The organism is Clostridium sp. JNZ J1-5, from assembly GCF_053901425.1.
Genome location: NZ_CM132773.1, coordinates 1,673,868 through 1,697,355 on the forward strand (window position 1 = coordinate 1,673,868; position 23,488 = coordinate 1,697,355).

Annotated in this window: 22 protein-coding genes, 1 tRNA gene and 1 other annotated feature; of the genes, 1 reads left to right on the forward strand and 22 read right to left on the reverse strand. The window is 32.7% G+C overall.

Going from position 1 to position 23,488, the window contains the following annotated elements; genetic code table 11:
* Positions 1-23 precede the first annotated feature (23 nt).
* The 21 genes from rpoC to ACWW38_RS08155 form a co-directional block, all read right to left on the reverse strand.
* Entirely contained in the window at positions 24-3,560 is a 3,537-nt protein-coding gene (gene rpoC / locus ACWW38_RS08055; protein WP_456260269.1) for a DNA-directed RNA polymerase subunit beta', read from the reverse strand.
* A 20-nt stretch (positions 3,561-3,580) separates the two neighbouring features.
* A complete protein-coding gene (gene rpoB / locus ACWW38_RS08060; protein ID WP_456260270.1) occupies positions 3,581-7,324 on the reverse strand; it encodes a DNA-directed RNA polymerase subunit beta in 3,744 nt (1,247 codons plus the stop codon).
* A 257-nt stretch (positions 7,325-7,581) separates the two neighbouring features.
* The gene (gene rplL, locus ACWW38_RS08065; RefSeq protein ID WP_456260271.1) at positions 7,582-7,947 is read right to left on the reverse strand and encodes a 50S ribosomal protein L7/L12; all 366 of its coding nucleotides are present in this window, start codon (positions 7,945-7,947) and stop codon (positions 7,582-7,584) included.
* Positions 7,948-8,005: 58 nt separating this feature from the next.
* Positions 8,006-8,515: a 50S ribosomal protein L10 gene (gene rplJ, locus ACWW38_RS08070; protein WP_456260272.1), complete on the reverse strand. Its 510-nt coding sequence runs from the start codon at positions 8,513-8,515 to the stop codon at positions 8,006-8,008.
* A gap of 14 nt (positions 8,516-8,529) precedes the next feature.
* Positions 8,530-8,667 (reverse strand) — a sequence feature (ribosomal protein L10 leader region).
* Positions 8,668-8,715: 48 nt separating this feature from the next.
* Complete coding sequence (gene rplA, locus ACWW38_RS08075) at positions 8,716-9,414, reverse strand: 50S ribosomal protein L1 (RefSeq protein WP_456260273.1); 699 nt, start codon at positions 9,412-9,414, stop codon at positions 8,716-8,718.
* Between the two features lie 54 nt (positions 9,415-9,468).
* Positions 9,469-9,894, reverse strand: a complete 426-nt coding sequence (gene rplK, locus ACWW38_RS08080) for a 50S ribosomal protein L11 (protein WP_456260274.1) — start codon at positions 9,892-9,894, stop codon at positions 9,469-9,471.
* Between the two features lie 73 nt (positions 9,895-9,967).
* Positions 9,968-10,489 carry a transcription termination/antitermination protein NusG gene (gene nusG / locus ACWW38_RS08085; protein ID WP_456260275.1) on the reverse strand — a complete coding sequence of 174 codons (522 nt, stop codon included), beginning with the start codon at positions 10,487-10,489 and terminating at the stop codon, positions 9,968-9,970.
* Positions 10,490-10,535: 46 nt separating this feature from the next.
* The gene (gene secE / locus ACWW38_RS08090) at positions 10,536-10,757 is read right to left on the reverse strand and encodes a preprotein translocase subunit SecE (protein WP_456260276.1); all 222 of its coding nucleotides are present in this window, start codon (positions 10,755-10,757) and stop codon (positions 10,536-10,538) included.
* Positions 10,758-10,797: 40 nt separating this feature from the next.
* Complete coding sequence (gene rpmG / locus ACWW38_RS08095) at positions 10,798-10,947, reverse strand: 50S ribosomal protein L33 (protein ID WP_456260277.1); 150 nt, start codon at positions 10,945-10,947, stop codon at positions 10,798-10,800.
* A 234-nt stretch (positions 10,948-11,181) separates the two neighbouring features.
* Complete coding sequence (tuf, locus tag ACWW38_RS08100; protein ID WP_456260264.1) at positions 11,182-12,363, reverse strand: elongation factor Tu; 1,182 nt, start codon at positions 12,361-12,363, stop codon at positions 11,182-11,184.
* Between the two features lie 111 nt (positions 12,364-12,474).
* Positions 12,475-12,550, reverse strand: a tRNA-Thr gene (locus ACWW38_RS08105).
* Between the two features lie 135 nt (positions 12,551-12,685).
* Positions 12,686-13,336 (reverse strand): RNA polymerase sporulation sigma factor SigH, encoded by a 651-nt coding sequence (gene sigH, locus ACWW38_RS08110; protein ID WP_456260438.1) that lies wholly within the window; start codon positions 13,334-13,336, stop codon positions 12,686-12,688.
* A 91-nt stretch (positions 13,337-13,427) separates the two neighbouring features.
* Entirely contained in the window at positions 13,428-13,937 is a 510-nt protein-coding gene (locus tag ACWW38_RS08115; protein WP_456260278.1) for an NYN domain-containing protein, read from the reverse strand.
* 8 nt (positions 13,938-13,945) lie between these two features.
* Positions 13,946-14,776: a 23S rRNA (guanosine(2251)-2'-O)-methyltransferase RlmB gene (gene rlmB, locus ACWW38_RS08120; RefSeq protein ID WP_456260279.1), complete on the reverse strand. Its 831-nt coding sequence runs from the start codon at positions 14,774-14,776 to the stop codon at positions 13,946-13,948.
* A gap of 143 nt (positions 14,777-14,919) precedes the next feature.
* The gene (thyX, locus tag ACWW38_RS08125; protein ID WP_456260280.1) at positions 14,920-15,660 is read right to left on the reverse strand and encodes an FAD-dependent thymidylate synthase; all 741 of its coding nucleotides are present in this window, start codon (positions 15,658-15,660) and stop codon (positions 14,920-14,922) included.
* An 18-nt stretch (positions 15,661-15,678) separates the two neighbouring features.
* Positions 15,679-16,092, reverse strand: a complete 414-nt coding sequence (locus ACWW38_RS08130) for a Mini-ribonuclease 3 (protein ID WP_456260281.1) — start codon at positions 16,090-16,092, stop codon at positions 15,679-15,681.
* 260 nt (positions 16,093-16,352) lie between these two features.
* On the reverse strand, positions 16,353-16,607 hold the full coding sequence (locus ACWW38_RS08135; RefSeq protein ID WP_456260282.1) for a hypothetical protein: 255 nt from the start codon (positions 16,605-16,607) through the stop codon (positions 16,353-16,355).
* A gap of 194 nt (positions 16,608-16,801) precedes the next feature.
* Positions 16,802-18,199, reverse strand: a complete 1,398-nt coding sequence (gene cysS, locus ACWW38_RS08140) for a cysteine--tRNA ligase (RefSeq protein ID WP_456260283.1) — start codon at positions 18,197-18,199, stop codon at positions 16,802-16,804.
* Positions 18,200-18,210: 11 nt separating this feature from the next.
* Positions 18,211-19,422 (reverse strand): threonine ammonia-lyase, encoded by a 1,212-nt coding sequence (gene ilvA, locus ACWW38_RS08145; protein WP_456260284.1) that lies wholly within the window; start codon positions 19,420-19,422, stop codon positions 18,211-18,213.
* Between the two features lie 286 nt (positions 19,423-19,708).
* A complete protein-coding gene (ispD, locus tag ACWW38_RS08150) occupies positions 19,709-20,395 on the reverse strand; it encodes a 2-C-methyl-D-erythritol 4-phosphate cytidylyltransferase (protein WP_456260285.1) in 687 nt (228 codons plus the stop codon).
* A 26-nt stretch (positions 20,396-20,421) separates the two neighbouring features.
* Positions 20,422-21,501 (reverse strand): PIN domain-containing protein, encoded by a 1,080-nt coding sequence (locus ACWW38_RS08155; protein WP_456260286.1) that lies wholly within the window; start codon positions 21,499-21,501, stop codon positions 20,422-20,424.
* A 470-nt stretch (positions 21,502-21,971) separates the two neighbouring features.
* Between ACWW38_RS08155 and ACWW38_RS08160 the strand changes: the two genes are divergently transcribed.
* Positions 21,972-22,373: a DUF1573 domain-containing protein gene (locus ACWW38_RS08160; RefSeq protein ID WP_456260287.1), complete on the forward strand. Its 402-nt coding sequence runs from the start codon at positions 21,972-21,974 to the stop codon at positions 22,371-22,373.
* A gap of 36 nt (positions 22,374-22,409) precedes the next feature.
* Here ACWW38_RS08160 and disA read toward each other — a convergent pair whose 3' ends face one another.
* The gene (gene disA / locus ACWW38_RS08165; RefSeq protein WP_456260288.1) at positions 22,410-23,474 is read right to left on the reverse strand and encodes a DNA integrity scanning diadenylate cyclase DisA; all 1,065 of its coding nucleotides are present in this window, start codon (positions 23,472-23,474) and stop codon (positions 22,410-22,412) included.
* Positions 23,475-23,488 lie beyond the last annotated feature (14 nt).

Consider the following 23,488-nt stretch of genomic DNA (forward strand, 5'->3'; position numbering starts at 1 on the left):
TAGCTATGTCAATAAAATCAATATTAAGCTTCGTTAATATTTACTAACTCTTCAGCTTCTTCTTTTTTATCAGTACTTAATTTTATTGATCTATATCTCATCATTCCAGTACCTGCTGGTATTAGCTTACCAATTATTACATTTTCCTTTAATCCTAATAATGGATCAACCTTACCTTTAATTGCAGCATCAGTAAGTACTCTTGTTGTTTCTTGGAATGACGCAGCTGATAGGAAGGAATCAGTAGCTAGAGCTGCTTTTGTTATTCCTAATAAAGCTATATCTCCAGTTGCTTCTTCTCCGCCTTCTTCTCTAGCTTTTTCATTTATTTCATTAAAGTCAAATATATCTACTAAAGTTCCTGGAAGTAAATCAGTATCTCCTGATTCTCTTATCTTTACTTTTCTTGTCATCTGTCTTACAACAACTTCTAAGTGTTTGTCATTTATATCAACACCTTGAAGCCTATATACTTTTTGAACTTCTGAAAGTAAGTAATTTTTAACTTCTTTAGGTCCTTTAATTGCTAATATATCATGTGGATTAACTGAACCCTCAGTTATTTCATCTCCGGCTTCTATTTTCTGTCCATTAGAAACTTTAATTCTTGAACCGAATGGTATATCATAGCTCTTTTGTTCTCCATCATCGTCCATAACATGAACAATTCTCTTTTTCTTAGTTTCTTCAAGTTTTACTGTACCAGCTACTTCAGATACTATAGCGAGTCCCTTTGGTTTTCTAGCTTCAAATAATTCTTCAACTCTAGGAAGACCTTGAGTTATGTCTGCACCAGCAACTCCTCCAGTGTGGAAAGTTCTCATCGTAAGCTGAGTTCCTGGTTCTCCTATAGATTGAGCTGCTATTATACCTACAGCTTCTCCTATATTTATCTTTCTTGCTGTAGCCATATTCATTCCATAGCATTTTGAACAAACACCATGTTTTGATTTACAAGTAAATACAGATCTTATTTTAACTTTTTTGATTCCAGTTTCTTCTACTTTTTCTGCTAGATCTATATTCATGTAAGTATCTTTTGGTACTATTACTTCTCCAGTAGATGGATCTTTTATATCCTCAGCTGAATATCTACCGTTAAGTCTTTCACTTAATGGTTCTATTATTTCATTTCCTTCTTTAATTTCTAATACTTCAAATCCTTCTTGAGCACCACAGTCTTCTTCTCTTACTATAACGTCTTGGCTTACATCAACAAGTCTTCTAGTTAAGTATCCAGAGTCAGCTGTTTTAAGAGCTGTATCCGCATTACCCTTTCTAGCACCATGGGTAGATATGAAATATTCTAATACGTCTAATCCTTCTCTGAATGAAGCTCTGATAGGTAACTCTATAATCTTACCAGATGGATTAGCCATAAGTCCTCTCATACCAGCAAGTTGCTTGATTTGAGACTTAGAACCTCTGGCTCCTGAATCCGCCATCATGAATATAGGATTAAACTTATCAAGATTCTCCATAAGTGCGTTAGCAACATCTTCTGTTGTTTGAGTCCATTTTTCAATTACTCTTTCATATCTTTCATCTTCAGATATAAATCCTCTTCTATACATCTTTTCAATTTTATCTACTGCTAAATCAGTATCAGCAAGTAATTTATTTTTGTCTGCCGGAACTGTCATATCTGAAACTGATATTGTTATAGCTCCTATAGTAGAGTAATGGTATCCTTTTGCTTTTATTTTATCAAGCATTGTTGATGTTAGCGTTGGACCATATTTGTTATAACATTTATCTATTATCTTTCCTAGATTTTTCTTACTAACTAAGAAATCTACTTCTAATTTAAATTCATTTTCAGGCTTGCTTCTATCGATAAAACCTAAGTCTTGTGGTATAGACTCATTAAATATAAGCTTTCCTGGAGTTGTTTCTATAATGCCATAAACAAGATCATCATCTTTCATCTTTGATAATTTAACCTTTATTTTAGCATGTATATCAACTACGCCTGATTGATAAGCCATTAAAACTTCTTCTGGGCTAGAGAATACTTTTCCTTCTCCTTTAGCTCCGTCTTTATCTAAGGTCAAATAATATGAGCCTAATACCATATCTTGAGTAGGAACACATACTGGCTTTCCGTCTGATGGTTTTAAAATATTGTTAGCTGCAAGCATTAAGAATCTTGCTTCTGCTTGTGCTTCTACTGAAAGTGGTACGTGCACAGCCATTTGGTCACCATCAAAGTCAGCATTATATGCTGTACATACTAGTGGGTGAAGTTTAATAGCTCTTCCTTCTACTAGTATTGGTTGGAATGCTTGAATTCCTAGTCTGTGAAGAGTTGGAGCACGGTTTAAAAGAACTGGATGTTCAGATATAACTTCTTCAAGTACATCCCATACTTGAGGCATTACTCTTTCTACCATCTTTTTAGAACTTTTAATATTGTGTGCTGCTCCACTTTCAACTAACTTTTTCATAACAAATGGCTTGAATAACTCAAGTGCCATTTCTTTAGGAAGTCCACACTGATACATTTTAAGTTCAGGTCCTACAACGATAACTGAACGTCCTGAATAGTCAACACGTTTACCTAGTAAGTTTTGTCTAAATCTTCCTTGTTTACCTTTCAACATGTCTGATAATGATTTTAATGGTCTATTTCCTGGACCTGTAACTGGTCTTCCCCTTCTACCATTATCTATTAATGCATCTACTGCTTCTTGAAGCATTCTCTTTTCGTTTCTAACTATAATATCAGGGGCACCTAAATCTAAAAGTTTTTTCAATCTATTATTTCTATTGATTACTCTTCTATATAAATCATTTAAGTCTGATGTAGCAAATCTTCCTCCATCTAGTTGAACCATTGGTCTTAAGTCTGGAGGAATTACAGGGATAACATCAATTATCATCCAGTCTGGTCTATTACTAGACTTTCTAAAAGACTCTACTACTTCTAGTCTTCTTATAGTCCTTACTTTTTTCTGACCTGTGCTAGTTTTTAATCCCTCTTTCAATTCAACTGATAAGTGTTCTAAGTCTATTTCATGTAAAAGAACTTTAATAGCCTCTGCACCCATTCCAGCTTCAAAAGCTTCTTCGCCGTACTTATCAACACTTTCTCTGTATTCTTTTTCGCTTAATAGTTGTTTCTTTAATAAAGGTGTTTCCTTAGGATCTAAAACAACATATGATGCAAAATATAGTATCTTTTCTAAAGACCTAGGGGACATATCAAGTATAAGTCCCATTCTTGATGGTATTCCTTTAAAATACCATATGTGGGATACTGGGGCAGCAAGTTCTATATGCCCCATTCTCTCACGTCTTACTTTTGATTTAGTGACTTCAACTCCACATCTGTCACATACTATGCCTTTGTATCTTACTCTCTTATACTTACCACAATGACATTCCCAATCCTTGATTGGTCCAAATATTCTTTCGCAGAATAAACCGTCCTTTTCAGGTTTTAAAGTCCTATAGTTAATAGTTTCAGGTTTTTTTACTTCCCCTCTTGACCATTCTCTTATTTGTTCAGGTGAAGCTAACCCTATTTGCAATGCCTCAAAATTATTTAATTCTATCAAGGGTAAATCCTCCCTTCAAATTAATGTTCATCATTGAAATCTTCTAGTTCTAGTCCGTCTCCAAGTTCATCTAATGGCAGCTCATCATAATCTATTTTTAGTTCCTCATCAAAGTCATCGACATCTTCCATGTCTCCAATTTCTTCTATATCTTCTTCACTTCTGTAATTTTCTATATCATCACCCGATGCAGGAACAATTTCATCTTCAATGCCTTCCATGTTAACTCCCAATTCTTCCATTTCTTCTTCAACTGATTCTTTTATCTTGATTTCTTCGTTAGTATCACTTAATACTTTTACATTTAAGCATAATGCTTGTAATTCCTTTATAAGAACCTTGAAGGATTCTGGAACACCTGGTTCTGGTATATTTTCACCTTTTACAATAGATTCATAAGTCTTAACTCTACCAACAACATCGTCAGATTTAACTGTTAAAACTTCTTGAAGAGTATGCGCAGCTCCATAAGCTTCAAGCGCCCAAACTTCCATTTCTCCAAATCTTTGGCCTCCAAATTGAGCTTTACCACCTAGTGGCTGTTGAGTAACCAATGAATATGGACCTGTTGATCTTGCGTGTATCTTATCATCTACTAAGTGATGCAGCTTTAAGATATACATATATCCAACAGTAACTCTATTGTCAAAAGGTTCTCCTGTTCTTCCATCGTATAAAGCTGTTTTTCCGTCTCTATTGTATCCTGCTTCTTCCAGTAGGTCTACAATTTCACTTTCCAATGCACCACCAAACACAGGTGTAGCTATATGCCAGCCCATTCCTGCAGCTGCCCAGCCTAAGTGCACTTCAAGTACCTGACCAATATTCATACGTGAAGGAACTCCTAGAGGATTCAAGCATATTTGAAGAGGTCTTCCATCTGGTAGGAATGGCATATCCTCTTCAGGTAATATTCTTGATATAACACCCTTATTACCGTGTCTTCCTGCCATTTTATCTCCTACAGATATTTTTCTCTTTTGAGCTATATAACATCTAACTAATTCATTTACTCCTGGAGGAAGCTCATCACCGTTTTCTCTAGTAAATACTTTTACATCTACTATTATTCCGGCTTCTCCATGAGGAACTCTTAATGATGTATCTCTAACTTCTCTTGCTTTTTCGCCAAAGATAGCTCTTAACAATCTTTCTTCAGCAGTAAGTTCTGTTTCTCCTTTCGGAGTAACTTTTCCAACTAGTATGTCACCAGATCTTACTTCAGCTCCAATTCTAATTATTCCTCGTTCGTCTATATTTTTAAGAGCATCTTCACCTACATTAGGTATATCTCTTGTAATTTCTTCTGGTCCTAATTTTGTATCTCTAGCTTCTGCTTCATATTCTTCTATGTGTATAGAAGTAAATATATCATCACGAACTAATTGTTCTGATACAAGCATAGCATCTTCATAGTTATATCCTTCCCAAGTTATAAATCCCATACGAATATTTTGACCTAAAGCTATTTCACCAAAGTCTGTTGAAGGTCCGTCTGCTAATACATCTCCAACTTTTACTCTTTCACCCTTATCAACTACAGGTCTTTGGTTTATGCAGGTTCCTTGGTTAGATCTCTTATATTTAAGTAATTTATGTTTATCAATTCCACCATCTGAATCTCTCTTTATTCTAATCTCATTTGCACTTACATATACAACTGTTCCATCATGTTCAGCCTTTGGAAGTACTCCTGAATCTACTGCAGCCTTATATTCTATTCCAGTACCTACTATAGGTGCTGCTGGCTTTAGAAGTGGTACAGCTTGACGTTGCATGTTAGATCCCATTAGGGCACGGCTGGCATCGTCATTTTCAAGGAATGGAATCATAGCTGTAGCAACAGATACTATTTGTCTAGGTGATACATCCATTAAGTCTACCTGTTCTTTTGGAACAACTATAACATCCTCTCTTACTCTAACAGTTACCTTAGGATCAATGAAATGACCGGCTTCATCTAACGGTTCTTTAGCTTGTGCTACTAAATATTGATCTTCTTCATCCGCTGTTAGATAAATAATTTCATCTTTAACTTTAATTTCTTTCTTATCCACAACCCTATATGGTGTCTCTATAAAACCATATTCATTAACTCTTGCGTAACATGCAAGGGAGTTAATAAGACCTATGTTCGGTCCTTCTGGAGTTTCTATAGGACACATTCTTCCATAGTGAGAGTGATGAACGTCTCTTACCTCAAAACCAGCTCTCTCTCTTGAAAGTCCTCCTGGTCCTAAAGCTGACAGCCTTCTCTTATGTGTTAATTCTGATAATGGATTTGTTTGATCCATGAATTGCGAAAGTTGTGAACTTCCAAAGAATTCCTTAATAGCTGCTGCAACTGGTCTGATGTTTATTAATGCTTGAGGTGTTATAACTTCTTGGTCTTGAATGGTCATTCTTTCTTTAACTACTCTTTCCATTCTTGATAATCCAATTCTAAATTGGTTTTGAAGTAACTCCCCAACAGACCTTAATCTTCTATTTCCTAGATGATCAATATCATCAATATTTCCAATTCCATAAGGTAATCCTAACTCATAGCTTACAGTTGCATAAATATCATCTATTACTATATGCTTAGGAATTAATTCATGTATATTCTTTTTTATTTCTTCTTTTATTGCGTTTTCATCACTATAATTATCAAGTATCTTTTTAAGTGTCGGATAGTGAACATGTTCTTTAATCTTTAAGTCTGTTATATCGAAATCTACGAATTTATGTATGTCTACAAAGTGATTTCCTATTACTCTAATTACTTTGTCTTCAACTTGAATATCAACTGAGTTTATAGCACAGTTTTGAATTTGAAGAGCTTTCTCTCTATCTATAGTTTCACCTTTTTGAACGATGATTTCTCCAGTAAATGGATCAGCCACATCTTGTGCTGCTACTTGATTAAGTAATCTTATATAGATAGCTAGTTTCTTATTAAATTTGTATCTACCAACTCTAGATAAGTCATATCTTTTAGCATCAAAAAATAATGAGTTAATAAGTGATACTGCACTATCAACAGTTGGCGGCTCGCCCGGTCTTAATCTTTTATATATTTCAAGTAAAGCTTCTTCTCTAGTCTTTGTATTATCTTTTTCTATTGTTGCCTTTAGTCTTTCTTCCTCACCAAAATAATTGATAATATCAACGTCGCTTCCTAAGCCTAAAGATCTTATTAGAATACTTATAGGAAGCTTTCTTGTCTTATCAATTCTTACATATATAATATCATTTGAATCCGTCTCGTATTCTAGCCATGCTCCTCTGTTCGGAATAACCGTAGACGAGAATAGTTTCTTTCCTGTTTTATCTACATTGTATCCATAATAAGCTCCTGGAGATCTAACTAGTTGACTTACTATTACTCTTTCCGCACCATTAATAACAAACGTACCCTGTTGTGTCATTAATGGAAAATCTCCCATAAATACTTCTTGTTCCTTAACTTCGCCAGTTTCTTTATTAAGCAATCTTACCTTGACTTTTAGAGGTGCTGCATATGTAGCATCTCTTTCTTTACATTCTTCCACAGAATATTTAATAGCGTCTTTGTCTAAACTATGGTCAATAAACTCTAAAACAAGATTTCCAGTATAGTCCTGTATAGGATTAACATCTTCAAATACTTCACTTAATCCTTCTTCCCAAAACCATTGGTATGAATTTAGCTGAACCTCTATAAGATTCGGCATAGGACAAACTTCATTAACTTTTGAGAAACTCATTCTCGTTCTTTTACCAATTTGAATAGGATGTACCATTAAAATTTCACCCCTTGCATAAGAATAACAAAAAATGTAACGCTCTAGGATCTATAGGTCCTAGATTACACATACTCATCTTGCTAGTATAACCAAAAAAATTAAATTAATTCAATAATTGTTAATTATTGATGTAGTAACATATTAGACTTTCATGCATTAAATTATAATATCATAATAGGGTATGTGTGTCAACAATGATTTTTCAAGACATTTAAAAAAGGCACTTACTAGAAGTGCCTTTTTAAGTCAAGTTTCTATTTTAATTCTATTGTAGCACCAACTTCTTCAAGTTTTGCTTTCATTTCATCAGCAGCTTCTTTAGCTACGCCTTCTTTAAGTGTCTTAGGAGCTCCGTCAACTATTTCTTTAGCTTCCTTTAATCCTAATCCAGTTAACTCTCTAACAACTTTTATAACTTTAATTTTTTGTGAACCTGCGTTAGCTAAAACTACATCAAATTCAGTTTTTTCTTCAGCAGCAGCTGCTCCTGCTCCTGCTCCTGCAACAGCAACTGGTGCTGCAGCACTTACTCCAAATTCTTCTTCACATGCTTTTACTAATTCGTTTAATTCTAATACTGACATTTCTTTTATAGCTTGAATGATTTCTTCTCTTGTCATTTTAATAGCACCTCCATAAATTTTAAAACTCTATTTTACGATTAATTTCTTTTGAAACTTATTCAGCTGTTTCAGCTGATCCATTTTTTTCTGCTATAGCATTTAATAAGTATACAAGGTTTGACATTGGAGCTTTTAGGCTGCCAAGTAATTTTGCAATAAGAACTTCTTTTGGTGGTATTGTTGCAAGTTCTTTGATTTTGTCTTGATCAAATACTTCACCTTGAACTATACCAGCTTTTAATTCTAACTTTTTGTGATCTTTTGCAAAATCATTAAGTATTCTTGCTGGAGCAGTTGCATCTTCATATCCTATTGCTATAGATACAGGTCCTTCTAAATATTTTACTATTCCTTCAGCCCCTAATTCTTGAGCTGCTAGAGTAACTAATGTATTTTTATAAACTTTATATTCTACACCAGCTTCTCTTAATTTTTTTCTAAGCTCTGTATCTTCTTCAACAGTTAGTCCTTGATAAGTAGCAAGTACAACAGCTTCTGCTTTTTCAAGCTTTTCTTTTATTTCTTGAACTTTAGCTTCTTTAAGTTGTCTGTTTTTAGTTGTCACTGTAGCCACCTCCTTAAATAAAAATGAAAGCCTCTTTGCAGACAGATGCAAAGAGGCTAAAATATCGACTCACCGAATATCTTAATCCTCGGTAGGTTGGTTCCCCGTTATGCTTTTGCACCTACTGTCTACGGAGTATTATCTTATTAATTTTCATACAACATGCTATATTGTATCAGAATCAAATAACTACGTCAAGGTTAACCTAAAACTTTTGATGGATTTATTTTAACTCCTGGTCCCATAGTGCTTGATAATGCTACTGACTTAACATATTGTCCTTTAGCTGCTGCTGGTTTAGCTTTAATTATTGCTTCCATCAATACGCTGAAGTTATCAGAAAGCTTTTCATTTCCAAATGATTTCTTTCCTATTGGAACGTGAATGATAGCAGTTTTATCAACTCTATACTCAACTTTACCAGCTTTAATATCAGCTATTGCCTTTGCAACATCAAATGTAACAGTTCCTGATTTAGGGTTTGGCATTAATCCCTTAGGTCCTAATACTCTACCTAATCTTCCTACTAGTCCCATCATATCTGGTGTAGCAACAACTATATCAAATTCAAACCAGTTTTCTTTTTGAATTTTGTCAATATACTCTTCTGCTCCAACATAATCTGCTCCTGCAGCTTCTGCTTCCTTAACTTTATCACCTTTAGCGAAAACTAAAACTCTAACTGTTTTACCAGTTCCATGAGGAAGAACTACTGCTCCTCTAACTTGTTGATCAGCATGTCTTGGATCAACACCAAGTCTTACAGATAATTCTATTGTCTCATCGAATTTAGCTTTTGCTGTTTTTAAAGTAAGGTCTATAGCTTCAGAAGGTGTATATAAAGTGTTTTTGTCTATAAGCTTAACACTTTCTAAGTAATTCTTACCTTGTTTTGCCATAATATTGCCTCCTTGTGGTTTTAGCGGTTTTTACCTCCCACTAACTAATTTATATTATTCTTCAACAGTTACGCCCATACTTCTAGCAGTACCAGCTATCATGCTCATAGCCGCTTCAATTGAAGCTGCATTTAAATCAGGCATTTTAGTTTCAGCTATTTGTCTTAATTGTTCTTTATTGATCTTTGCTACCTTCTTTTTGTTTGGTTCTCCTGAACCGCTTTCTAATCCAGCTGCTTTTTTAATTAAAACTGCTGCTGGAGGAGTTTTAAGAATAAAGCTAAAAGATCTATCTTGGTATACTGAAATTATAACTGGAATTGTCAATCCTGCTTGATCGGCAGTCTTAGCATTGTATTCTTTACAGAATGCCATGATGTTAACGCCGTGTTGTCCAAGCGCTGGTCCAACTGGTGGTGCTGGAGTTGCTTTTCCTGCAGGAAGTTGAAGTTTTATCATTCCTACTACCTTTTTTGCCATAGTTTACACCTCCTCATATGTGGTAATGCGAGCTTAAGCTCTCCCACTTTATAAGACTTAGTCTTATAGTAGGTTAGTCTAATTTTTCTATTTGATTAAAATTAAGTTCAACAGGTGTTTCCCTGCCAAACATATTAACTAATCCTTTAATTTTTTGTTTTTCAATATTAATTTCTTGTATTAATGCAACAAAGTTCTTCAGCGGTCCTGAAACCACTTGAACACTTTCTCCTACTGAAACATCTATATTTACAGTTCTTTCTGCTATTCCCATAGCTGCTACTTCTTCATCAGTGAGGGGAACTGGTTTTGAACCAGGGCCTACAAATCCCGTAACTCCTCTAGTATTTCTAACTATGTACCAAGAATCATCTGACATAATCATATTCACAAGGACATATCCAGGAAACACTTTTTTCTGTGTTACTTTTTTCTTCCCATCTTTAACTTCAACAACTTCTTCCATAGGGACTTGTATGTCGTGAATTAAGTCATGCAATCCTCTATTTTCTATTGTTTTCTCTAAATTCACTTTTACTTTATTCTCATAACCAGAATAAGTATGAACAACATACCATCGAGCTTTTTCTGCCATAACTTTAGGATGAGGCTACACCTCATTCCTACCTCCCTTTTTCTCTTTATTTGGTGAATATCAGTCTATAAAGACCACTAAAACCATAATCCATCAACCCTACTAGTACTGCACTAGCAGCACAAAAAAGTAAAACTATTATGGTAGACTTTTTGACTTGATCTTTAGGCGGCCAAGTTATCCTTTTAGTTTCTGCCTTTACTTCTCTAAAAAACTTGCCTATCCCCATTGATGATTCTCCAATTTGCTTTTTTTCATTCAAAGCCATATTATTCACATCCCCAGCTTTTTTTAGTGAATACTAGCAACTATTTTGTTTCTTTGTGAAGTGTGTGGTTGCGGCAGAATTTGCAATACTTTCTCATTTCTAGTCTTTCTGGATCATTTTTCTTGTTCTTCATTGTATTGTAATTTCTTTGTTTACATTCTGTACAAGCTAAAGTTACTTTCACTCTCACAATCTACACCTCCTGATTCTGCGTACACACACAGGCATTGCTACGTTTATTATTATATTGTTAAGCATTATTTTTATTATTTTTATTGCGTGTCACTTAACAAACTTATCACAAGTTGCTGTATATGTCAACTTATTTTTAGTGTATAAGCTTTGTAGTACAGGCTCATACACTCATAACATAATCTATCTTTGAAAAGGACTAAGTTTTAAACCTTAGTCCTATAAGTTTAAACTACTCTAATATTGTAGTAACAACTCCTGAACCAACTGTTCTTCCGCCTTCTCTGATAGCGAATCTTAGGTTTGGTTCCATTGCTACTGGAGTTATTAATTCTACTGTCATATCTATGTGGTCTCCAGGCATAACCATTTCTACTCCTTCTGGTAGATTGATTGATCCTGTAACGTCTGTTGTTCTGAAGTAGAATTGTGGTCTGTATCCGTTAAAGAATGGAGTGTGTCTTCCACCTTCTTCTTTCTTTAATACGTATACTTGACCTACGAATTTCTTGTGTGGTGTTACTGAGCCAGGTTTTACTAATACTTGACCTCTTTCGATTTCATCTCTTTGAACACCTCTTAGTAATGCTCCGATGTTATCTCCTGCCATTGCTTCATCTAACATCTTTCTGAACATTTCTATTCCTGTTACTGTTGTCTTTCCTATTTCTTCTTTCATTCCTACGATTTGTACTTCATCACCTACGTGTAATGTTCCTCTTTCTACTCTTCCTGTTGCAACTGTTCCTCTTCCTGTTATTGTGAATACATCTTCTACTGGCATTAAGAATGGTTGATCAGTTGCTCTTTCTGGAGTTGGAATGTAATCATCTACTGCTTTCATTAATTCGTGGATGCATGCATCATCATCTTCTTCAATTGCTTTTAATGCTGATCCTACTACTACTGGACATCCGTCTCCGTCAAATCCATATTCGTTTAATAGATCTCTTACTTCCATTTCTACTAATTCTAATAGTTCTGGATCATCTACTTGGTCTGCTTTGTTTAAGAATACTACTATGTGGTTAACTCCAACTCTTGATGCTAGTAGTATGTGTTCTCTTGTTTGTGGCATTGGACCATCTGCTGCTGATACTACTAAGATTGCTCCATCCATTTGTGCTGCTCCTGTAATCATGTTCTTTACATAGTCAGCGTGTCCTGGACAGTCAACGTGTGCATAGTGTCTTGCATCTGTTTCGTATTCAACGTGTGCTGTGTTGATTGTGATTCCTCTTTCTTTTTCTTCTGGTGCTTTATCTATTTCGTCGTATTTTTGTACTTGTGCTTTTCCTTCTTTTGCAAGCGTCATTGTGATTGCTGCTGTTGTTGTTGTCTTACCATGGTCTACGTGACCAATTGTTCCTATGTTTACGTGTGGCTTTGTTCTTTCAAACTTTTGTCTTGCCATTTATTCTTCCTCCTCTTCATTATAAAATAAATTCATTTTAGTTAAGTTATGACCTTAATTAAATTAATTTCGTAAACTTGTCCTGGTGTGTTGTTAGTTATTTTAAATTCATGGAGCCCACGACCGGGCTTGAACCGACGACCTCCACCTTACCAAGGTGACGCTCTACCTGCTGAGCTACATGGGCATCTCATATTTGTGTCAATATATCTATAACCCTTAGCCCTAATATAGATAAGCACTATCTTTTAAAGCAAATCTATCTTATTCTTCTAAAAGTCCCTACACCAATTATTTATTTTACTATTTTCGTTTTTTTTTGTCAACAGCTTTTCATCTTTTTGTTTAGGCATTTTTCAAGCTTTCTTTTCACTCTTTGAAGAGCATTATCGATAGATTTCGAATGTCTATCTAAATCACAAGCTATTTCTTGATAAGATTTCCCCTGAAGATAAGAATTTAAAACTTCTAGCTCTAACTCTGATAAGGCTCCCTCTATTTCATCTTCTATCTTACTAACCTCTTCTCTGCTTATTACCAATTCTTCAGGATCTGATACCTTAACTGTAGATAGTATATCAAGTAAAGTCCTATCCGATTCTTCATCATACACTGGTTTATTAAGAGATACATATGTATTTAGAGGTATATGCTTTTGTCTTGTAGCAGTCTTTATTGCTGTTATAATTTGTCTCGTAACGCATAGCTCTGCAAAAGCTTTAAAAGATGATAATTTGTCAGGTCTAAAATCTCTAATGGCTTTGTAAAGCCCTATCATACCTTCCTGATAAATATCTTCCTTGTCAGCTCCTATTAAAAAATAAGATTTTGCTTTGGCTTTTACAAAGTTTTTATATTTATTTATTAAGTATTCTTGAGCTTGTACATCGCCTAATTTAGCCTCTAAGGCTATTTCTTCATCAAGTCTCTCTTCGTTTTCTGCGTTTTCTTCGCCACAGCCTATCTTATTTATCAAAATATCCCCTCCACATATACATAACCCAAGATTAGATTATATCACATATTTGATTATACATTAATAGGAAATTTATAGTCAAGGAATTTCAACGACTTCTTCTAATTTTTTCAAGTTTTTCTAGTATATCCTTATCGATTCTATCTTCTACCAACACTCTATCTGCAGTAGTACTTTTTTTTGTATTTATTCTTATTTTTTCATTTGTTACCTTAACTTCATTATAAAACTCTAGGGACGACATTCTAATAGCTCCTCTTTGGAATGCCACTTGTTGTTCTAGGGAGTCAGATGTTACAACACAAACTTCTGACTTTCTCCCTATTGAATTTACATACTTTTCTATAAAACTATCAGCTGTTTCTCCTTCTTTTGTAAAAACTACTATAACATTGTTGACTTTTTCTCTTTTTTCTATACTTCCTTTAACCATATGTGCATCAAAAACTATAAAAATTTTATATCCATTATATGCTGAATAGTTCTGCATAGCTTCGACAAGTTTTGTTCGAGCTGCTTCGAAACTATAGTCCTTGATTTTATTTAGCTCCGGCCAGCTATTTATTACATTATATCCATCTACAAATACAGTTCTCACGATTAAACTTATTCCATCTTTTGTTTTAGTACCTCATACATCATTATGCCGGCTGCTACAGATGCATTTAAAGATGTTATACTCCCTACCATAGGTATTTTTACCAGTGCATCACACTTTTCTTTAGTTAATTTTGAAATTCCTTTTCCTTCGCTTCCTATTACTAAAGCCACTGCTCCTGATAAATTTGCTTGAAAGCAATAGCTTTCGCCATCCATATCTGCCCCATACACCCATATTCCTTTTTCTTTTAACTCATCTATAACTGAATTTATATTAGATACTTTTGCTATTCTCATATATTCTATAGCACCTGCTGAAGTTTTGTATACAGTAGGAGTAATACCTACGTTTCTTCTTTTAGAAATTATAATTCCGTGAACTCCGCAAATTTCAGCAGTTCTTATTATAGCCCCTAAATTATGTGGGTCTTCAATTTCATCTAATATTACAATAAAAGGTTTTTCTTCTTTTTCATTTGCATATTCTAATATCTCTTCAACTTCAAAGTACTTATAAGGAGTTACAATTGCCATTACTCCTTGATGTGAGCCCGTTGAAGACATTGAATCTAATTTTTTTCTATCAACTTCTTTCACTACTATTCCTTTTTCTTTTGCTATAGCTAAAATCTTACTTATAGAACCAGTAGTGTCTCCTTTTGCTAATAATATATTCTCTATAGTCCTGTCACTTTTCAAAGCTTCTATTACTGCATTTCTTCCCTCTATTAAATCTTCTCTAACCTCATAATTTTCTTCATTAAAATCTCTTTTTGTGAATTCTTTTTTATTTTTAAAATTCTGCCTTTGAAAATCATTTTTCTTAAAATCCTTCATTCTAGATACCTCTTTCATTTTAAATTTATTTTAAAATCATCTATAAAATATTTCTATCCAGCTTACTACAAAATCTTATCATTTCATAAATAAAGTATAAGAAGCACTAGTAATCAGATAAAATGAATGTACACTTATTAAGTTTATATATTTGAGTATTTTTCTCTTACTTCTTTAATTTTTCCGCAAGTCATAGAACCTTCAGGACATGCACCAACATTACAATTTGGGCCTGCATTTTTAAATAAAATTGGAGCAACTTTTTTCACTTGTCTTAGCATTTCATCAGCTAAATTATGTATTTCCCATTGTGCCCTATTACAGCACCTATGTGCAAAAAAGTTCATTAAGCTTCTTGCATTCATTGTTACCATTATTTTTGTTTCACATGCATTTGGGAAAACATATCTAGCATCTTCTATAGCTTTCTTTTCAGCATTTAATTCTTTCATGCCTTGTTCTATATACTTTTTCTTTAGTATTTTCGTAATATCATCATAATTCTTTTGGCATTCTTCCATAGATTTAATAAATATTTTTCTTGCAATATCATCTTCCTCAATTTCTGGAGGAATTATGTATTCAAATTGATCTAACTTTACATATCTTTGGCTTTGCTGAGAATATGATGCTATCCTATGTCTTACTAATTGATGAGTCAAAGTTCTAGAAACTCCTTCCACCGCAAAAGTAAATGATACATGTTCAATAGGCGACATATGTCCATAGGACATTAGTCTATTTAAAAATTTTTCTGTGTTTACTTCATTTAAGCCATCTAATATTTCATCTACTCCTACAGCACTGTAGCACAGCTTTGCCGCAGAAGCAATTACTTTATCTGGATTTGGAGTATATTCTATTAATCTAACTTTTATAGCCATTTTATTATCCCCTTTTAATTAATCATTTAATTCTATTACCATATTAAGTATTTCATTAAGCCTACTTACTTGCTCAGTTATATATAAAAAACCCACTAAAGCTTCAAATCCAGTTGCCATTCTATATTCCTGTACATCAGCATTTTTAGGAACAGAACCAGATTTAGCATTTCTTCCCCTTTTAAATACACTATACTCTTCTTCAGTCAATACATTCTCAATCTTTTTTATAAGTTCACTTTGAGAATGAGCCTTTACAAATGATATAGCTTTAATATGCAGTTTGTGAGGCGAAAGTTCTTTGTTGCTAGTTACTAGGTAAGTTCTTATAAAAAGCTCATATATAGCATCTCCAACAAAAGCCAGCACTAAAGGACTTAGTTGCTTTGCATCACTTATGGAACATTTATTTTTTAATATATCAAATTCCATTAAAATTTGTCTCCTTTTATAAACTTTTAGGTCATTAAATTTATAATACTATAATTTATATAAATTTAAAAGTGTAGCACCATACCAATAAAGCACAGGCTACACTCTATTATATATTATTCTAATTTAAATGCATTTAAATCATCCATCATTTGCTTAGCCATACTATTCAATGTCTCTGCTGTTGAAGCTACTTCTTGAGTGGATGCATTTGTCTCTTCTGCCGAAGAAGCTATTTCTTCCGAAGACGCAGATATCTCTTATGCTATGGAAGAGGCTTCTTCTACTTTTTCTAAAATACTATCTTTTTTATCCGAAATTAATTCAGTAGATTTATTTACTCTTTCTATTTTAGGAATAATTTTATTTATTGCAAGTATTATTTCTTTAAAAGATTCTATAGATGTATTAACAATATCTATTTGCCTATTCAATTCATCATTAACTTCACCAGTTGTAACTATAACTTTTTCTGTTTCTTTAGATACATTGCCTATAGCATTATTTATATTCAATGTATGTAAATACATATCCTATTTAAATAATAATGTTTTATAAAACACTTTTTACCTAAGCCATCTAATATTATAATCCAAATTATGTCACCTATCAACAAATATCGCATATTTTGTAAGCCCAATTATGAAAACGTTTAAAAATAAAAAATAGAAGAAACAATGGATAAATCCATTGTTTCTTTTATTTTTTACTAAACCCTTTTCCATCTAACTCCTTGTGGAGTATCTTCAAGCACTATACCCATTTCCTTTAAGTCATCTCTTATTTTATCTGATAAAGCCCAATTTTTATCTCTTCTTGCTTGCTGCCTTTGTTCAACTAGGGCTTCTATTTCATCATCTAAATTACATATTGTAGACTTTTGAAGTATTCCTAATGGCTTGCCTAGTTCTCTTATTAACCCTAAAGAATAGTTAACTAATTCTTTAGAAGAATCAACAGTAACATTAGTATTTATATCCTTTATTAAATCAAAAATTATGGCTATAGCATCAGCTGTATTAAAATCATCATCCATTTTTTCAATGTATTTAGCTTTATAGGAATTCATTTTTTCTATATAGCTCTTTTCTTCCTCTGTAAGCTTATCAATTTTAACTTCATCTAAAAGTCTCTCTAAATTCCCTATAGCATTATACAATCTTTCATTAGATGATTTTGTACTTTCTAATAATTCATCACTAAAGTTTAAAGGTGTCCTATAGTGTGCAGAAAGCATAAACAGTCTTATTACTTCAGCATCATACTTCTGTAATATTTCCCTTGTTGTAAAGAAGTTATTTAGAGATTTAGACATCTTTTTATTATTTATATTTAAATAAGCTGAATGCATCCAGTAATTAGCAAAAGCTTTACCTGTTCTAGCTTCACTTTGGGCTATTTCGTTTTCATGATGTGGGAATACTAAATCAGCACCACCAGCGTGAATATCGATAGTTTCTCCTAAAATATTGTGAGCCATGCAAGAACATTCAATATGCCAACCAGGTCTTCCCTTCCCCCATGGACTATTCCAAGAAGGCTCTCCTGGTTTTTCACTTTTCCATATAGCAAAATCCATAGGGTCTTGCTTTCTTTCATCAACTGAAATCCTAGCTCCTGCTTGTAAATCATCTAAATTCTGTCCTGAAAGTTTTCCATACTCCTTGAAATTTTTGGTGCTAAAATACACATCTCCATCAACTTCATATGCATATCCTTTGTCTATTAAGTCTTTAACAAACTCTATTATTTCATCCATATACTCTGTAGCTCTTGGATTTTCTGTTGCCCTTTCTATATTAAGTCCGTCTGCATCTTTATAATATTCATCTATATATTTGTCACCTAATTCTTTTACTGTTATACTCTCTTCATTAGCTTTTTTTATCATCTTATCATCAATATCAGTAAAATTTTGAATATAATTAACCTTATATCCTTTATACTCAAAATATCTTCTAACTGTATCAAATATTAAGAATGTCCTCGCATTTCCTATGTGAAAGTAATTATAAACTGTAGGTCCGCAAACATACATATTTACTTCCCCAGATTTGATAGGAATAAACTCTTCCTTTTGTCTTGTCATCGTGTTAAATATCTTCATCCTATTGCCTCCTAACAAATTATATCAACTTCATAACCACTATTTTTTAGTGTATTTATTATCTTTAGAGAATGTTCTTTTGATTCACTTTCTATTTCAAAAGTTACATTTGCAAAATCCAATCCACTTTCTTCCCAATTTCTTTCTTGTCTAACTCTTACAATATTTGCTCCCATAACACCTATTTTATTTATAAGACTTCCTAACTGACCAACTTTATCTTGAAGCTTAACTTTGAAACATATTCTTCTTCTCAAAAGTACTAATTGCCTATCTATTATCTTGGAAATCATGGCAATATCAATATTGCCGCCACTTATTAATGCTACTATATTGCTACTGCTTATATTAATTTTATCACTTAATATAGCAGCAAGAGCTACTGCACCTGCCCCTTCTGATATAAGTTTACTTGTTTCTATAAGTGAAAATACAGCATAAGCTATCTCGTCTTCACTGACAGTGACAACTTCATCTACATATTTTTTCATATATTCAAAGGTAATATCTCCTGGTGTTTTAACTGATATTCCATCAGCTAAAGACTTTATCCCATTTAATGTTACCAATTTCCCTTTTTCTAAAGATGCCCTGGTTGAAGCTATTTTTTCAGCCTGAACTCCTATGATCTTTATATCAGGTTTTAGTGTCTTTGCTGTTAATGCAATCCCTGAGATAAGTCCACCTCCGCCAATAGGAACCAATATTACATTAGTTTCCGGTAAGTCTTCTAAAATTTCTAGGGCTATGGTTCCTTGACCAGCAATAACATCTTCATCATTAAATGGATGTACAAAGGTTGCTCCACTTTCCTTCTGTATTTCTAAAGCTTTTGCATAGCATTCATCATAAACTTCTCCATATTGGACCACTTCAGCTCCATAACCTTTTGTGGCTTGAACTTTTGCCTGTGGCGCAGTAGTTGGCATTACTATAGTTGATTTTATACCAAATGCAGCTGCTGCATAAGCAACCCCTTGAGCATGATTTCCTGCTGACGATGCAATTACGCCTTTTTCTCTTTCTTCTTTAGAAAGATTTACAATCTTATTATAGGCACCTCTTATCTTGAAAGCCCCAGTTTTTTGTTTATTCTCACACTTAAAGTATATATTGTATCCACTTTTATTCGAAAAAGTACTGGAGTAAAATAGAGGAGTTTTCCTTGCCACTCCTTTTATATTCTCTTGCGCTTTTTTTACGCTTTCCAATGTTATTTCCATATAATTTTCTCCTATACAACATTATTATTGTTATATTGCTTAATATGATAATTACATGTCAAAACCAAATATTTAAAATATACTTTAATTATACACAAATTAAAACTATTTTATAGTTTTAATTTAATTTTTTTCTAATACGTTTAAAAATAAACTCGCCCTAATAAAATTATTATGGCGAGTTATATTGTGCTATATATAAGGCTTCTGGCCTTTGCAAACAATTATATAATTACTGTTTTACATTATATAAAATAGATTTATACAATGTATGCAAAATCTATAGCTATAGATCTTCTAAGATTTTTTCAGCAATTATTAAGTCCTCAGGTGTAGTTATCTTTATATTATTATAGTTTCCACTGTATAAGTACACTCTGTTATTGTAATTTTCTACAACCATAGTATCATCTGTAGCTTCTAACTTATCTTTAACAGCATTTTTATGAGCCTTTACGATTAAATCATATTTGAAACACTGTGGAGTTTGTACAGAAAATAAAAACTCTCTCTTTAATGTTTCTGCAGAGAATCCGTCTATTGCTCTAATTTTTATTGTATCTTTAGGTTCCACTCCACAAGCACAGGCTCCATACAAATTAGCATACATTAGTCCTTCTTCAATAAGTCTATTATCAATAAAAGGCCTAGCACCATCGTGTATTAAAACTAGATCACAGTCTTTTGCAGCTAATAATCCGCTTAATACTGAAACTTGTCTTGTAGAACCTCCTTCAACTATATTATTAACTTTTTTAATATGATACTTATCTATTATATTTACTTTACAGTAATCTACTTCTTCAGAAGACAACACTAAAACTATATCATCTATAAGATCATTATTTTCAAAAGCTTTTAAAGTATAGTAGAGAATAGGCTTCCCTTTCAGCTCTAAAAACTGCTTATTAATATTAGCCTTCATTCTAGTACCTTTACCTGCAGCTACAATAATTGCACAATTTTTTCCCATTAAAGCACCTTCTCTTAGGATGAACTTTATTTTTTTTGCTTAGCAAATATCATTCTACCCGCAGCAGTCTGCAATACTGATGTAACTATTACATCCATAATTTCTCCTATGTGTCTCTTTCCGCCTTCTACAACAATCATTGTTCCATCATCTAGATAAGCGATACCTTGCTCCTGCTCTTTGCCATCCTTCACTATTTGTATTGTCATCTCTTCTCCCGGAAGGACTACGGGTTTTATTGAATTTGCCAGTTCATTTATATTTAAAACTGGAACTCCTTGAACCCCTGCAACCTTATTTAAATTATAATCATTGGTGATGACTTTACCTTTTAAGACTTGGGCCAATTTTAAAAGTTTGCTATCTACTTCTTCTATTTCTGGAAAGTCTTTATCAGTTATAGTAACTTCAATACTTAGCTCCTTTTGAATACTATTTAATATATCTAACCCTCTTCTTCCTCTATTCCTTTTTAGACTATCTGAAGAGTCTGCTATATGCCTTAATTCATCTAGAACAAAGTGCGGTATTATAAGGGTTCCTTCAATAAACCCACTTTGGCATATATCTAAAATTCTTCCATCTATTATAACTGATGTATCCAATATTTTAGGGATTCCTTTACATTGGACTTTTGCCTTCTTTTCTTTAGAAGTCCCAACTTTTTTTATGTTAGATATGGCACCTATTATTTCCTCTTTTTTCTTTACAGCTATGTCAGCACCTAATGCAGTTACTACTAAAACAACAACTACTCCTACAATTTTTCCTATAAGTATATCATTAAACAGACTTACAAATGGCACTGATATAAAAAGACCTATTACAGCTCCAAAAGTGCCTATTAATATTTCAACTGTAGGCATCTTCTGTATATTATCTTCAAAATAATCCATAACCTTGGTTATTAATGCACTAAGCATCGGCGAAACTAAAAATAATATAAGTCCAAAAAAGAAAGTTGAAAAAATTAAAAATAAAGCTTTCAAAATGGTAGTACTATTGAAGTATGCCAACTTCTCTAGTTGTAACAACCATTCTCCTGATATAAATCCTAATATAAAACCTATTATAGTAAAAAGGCCTCTTAAAATTCTTTTAAACAAACTATTTCACCCCCTTGGTAAACTTATTACTTTATTATAGTTTTTTTATAATACCAGCAATATCGCTAATAACAATATATAACATTATATATTCTATTTCAACTAAGCTCATTATTGTTTATAATTTGTTCACTAACTTTATCCCTAGGTATCTATATATATTTTCGTCCAATAATTAACTTTTTAATCCCCCTATTCATAAAAAGTATATTGATTTATTATATATTTATAACATGTACCAATAAAGATTGTTCTTGGCTTCAGATAGAGTTTTCTCTCTAACTGAAACTAAAAGCCATCATCTAATGGCACTAGGAACGTATTATACCTTATCTTCCACTTTAAAGGTAGAAATATTACAAATGCTAGCCATAGGATAAATATACTTAGCTTTGTTGACAAAATTATCTGAAAATATTTATAATTATTATAATACCCATTATTTAAATTTACTTATAAGGAGTGAGACCATGAAGGACGTTATTTTTGATGATTTTCAAAATGCTGTAGATGAGTGTCTTCTTCGTCACAGAAGCTTACTAGATATAATGACAAAGCTTCAGGAATCTGAAGGAAGAATAAATAGAGCAATTGCTAAGTCAGTTACCAACTGCGGCTGCATAAAAATTGAAGCAACAAAGCAAACATTATCAAAAGATGATAACATAGATATTGATAGCTTGAGAAAGCATTTGAACACACATCTTGAAGGACATATATGTGGTAATTGCAGAGACGTTCTAGAAAGAGAAATTGGAAATAACTTATTTTATTTAACATCACTATGTAATTTATTAGACTTAAATCTTTATGATATTCTGTTAAAAGAATATGATAAAATTAACACTTTGGGAAAATATACTTTTAGATAATTCTACAGCACAAAATAAGGATCATCTTATTTTGTGCTATAATTGTTTATCTATCATGAATTGTTCTCTAAGTCTTCGCAATCCATTTTTTATAGCTTTAGCTCTAGCTTCTCCTATACCCTCAACATTATCTAATTCTTCATATGAAGCTTCCATAACTCCTTTAAGTTCTTTAAAATTGCTTATAACATTTTCAATTACATTTACAGGTATTCTAGGTATTTTGCTAAGCATCCTATATCCTCTTGGAGAAATTAACGTATCTACCAGCGGAACGCCATTATATCCTAAAGCCTTAGATATAGTATCTAAATCAATAATTTCATCCGATGACATATGTTGAATTTGTTCATATATTTTATTATGTTCCATATTGTTTTGACAATAATCTCTAATTAAAAGAATTCCATCTTCCTCAACACTTCTTATAAGTTCACTTAATTGCATAGATATAAGTCTACCTTCATTGCCAAGCTCAATTATATGTCTCTCAACTTCATCTACTATTCTCATAACCATTTCTGTTCTTTGAATTGCAGTCATTACATCAAATAGAGTAACTAAGTCTTGAAACTCAAGCAAATTCAAATTTCCCATTACTCTATCTAAAACAACTACATATTTTTCAAGGGTTTGTAGTGCTTGGTTAGCTCTTGCTAGTATTACACTACTATCTTTTAATATATATTTAATGTCATTTTTATAGACAGTAATTATATTTCTTCTCTGTGAAATAGCAATTACTATACATCCTGTTTGTTTAGTAACCCTATAAGCTGTCCTATGCCTTGTTCCTGTTTCAAAAGTAGGTATAGAAGCATCTGGTATTAGTTGAGTATTTGCATAAAGTATCTTTTTTAAATCATTACTAAGAACAATAGCCCCGTCCATTTTTGCTAACTCATATATATATGAGGAGCTATATTCAGAATCAATCTTAAAACCACCATCAACAAGTTTTAAAATTTCTTCAGAGTCTCCAAGAATTATAAGTCCTCCTGTTTTTGCTCTTAAAATATTGTCAAGTCCTTCTCTAAGTTGAGTTCCTGGTGCCATAATTTTTAGTATATCCATTAATTTTTTATCTTTTTCAAGTCTCATTTTGCACCTCCTCT

Bases quoted from the DNA above. Each gene is read 5' to 3' on its own strand.
- rpoB (WP_456260270.1), bottom strand. From the start codon at position 7,324: ATGGTACATCCTATTCAAATTGGTAAAAGAACGAGAATGAGTTTCTCA.
- rplL (WP_456260271.1), bottom strand. From the start codon at position 7,947: ATGACAAGAGAAGAAATCATTCAAGCTATAAAAGAAATGTCAGTATTA.
- rplA (WP_456260273.1), bottom strand. From the start codon at position 9,414: ATGGCAAAACAAGGTAAGAATTACTTAGAAAGTGTTAAGCTTATAGAC.
- rplK (WP_456260274.1), bottom strand. From the start codon at position 9,894: ATGGCAAAAAAGGTAGTAGGAATGATAAAACTTCAACTTCCTGCAGGA.
- nusG (WP_456260275.1), bottom strand. From the start codon at position 10,489: ATGGCAGAAAAAGCTCGATGGTATGTTGTTCATACTTATTCTGGTTAT.
- secE (WP_456260276.1), bottom strand. From the start codon at position 10,757: ATGGCTTTGAATGAAAAAAAGCAAATTGGAGAATCATCAATGGGGATA.
- tuf (WP_456260264.1), bottom strand. From the start codon at position 12,363: ATGGCAAGACAAAAGTTTGAAAGAACAAAGCCACACGTAAACATAGGA.
- rlmB (WP_456260279.1), bottom strand. From the start codon at position 14,776: ATGAAGGATTTTAAGAAAAATGATTTTCAAAGGCAGAATTTTAAAAAT.
- thyX (WP_456260280.1), bottom strand. From the start codon at position 15,660: ATGGCTATAAAAGTTAGATTAATAGAATATACTCCAAATCCAGATAAA.
- ACWW38_RS08130 (WP_456260281.1), bottom strand. From the start codon at position 16,092: ATGGAATTTGATATATTAAAAAATAAATGTTCCATAAGTGATGCAAAG.
- cysS (WP_456260283.1), bottom strand. From the start codon at position 18,199: ATGAAGATATTTAACACGATGACAAGACAAAAGGAAGAGTTTATTCCT.
- ilvA (WP_456260284.1), bottom strand. From the start codon at position 19,422: ATGGAAATAACATTGGAAAGCGTAAAAAAAGCGCAAGAGAATATAAAA.
- ispD (WP_456260285.1), bottom strand. From the start codon at position 20,395: ATGGGAAAAAATTGTGCAATTATTGTAGCTGCAGGTAAAGGTACTAGA.
- ACWW38_RS08160 (WP_456260287.1), top strand. From the start codon at position 21,972: ATGAAGGACGTTATTTTTGATGATTTTCAAAATGCTGTAGATGAGTGT.
- disA (WP_456260288.1), bottom strand. From the start codon at position 23,474: ATGAGACTTGAAAAAGATAAAAAATTAATGGATATACTAAAAATTATG.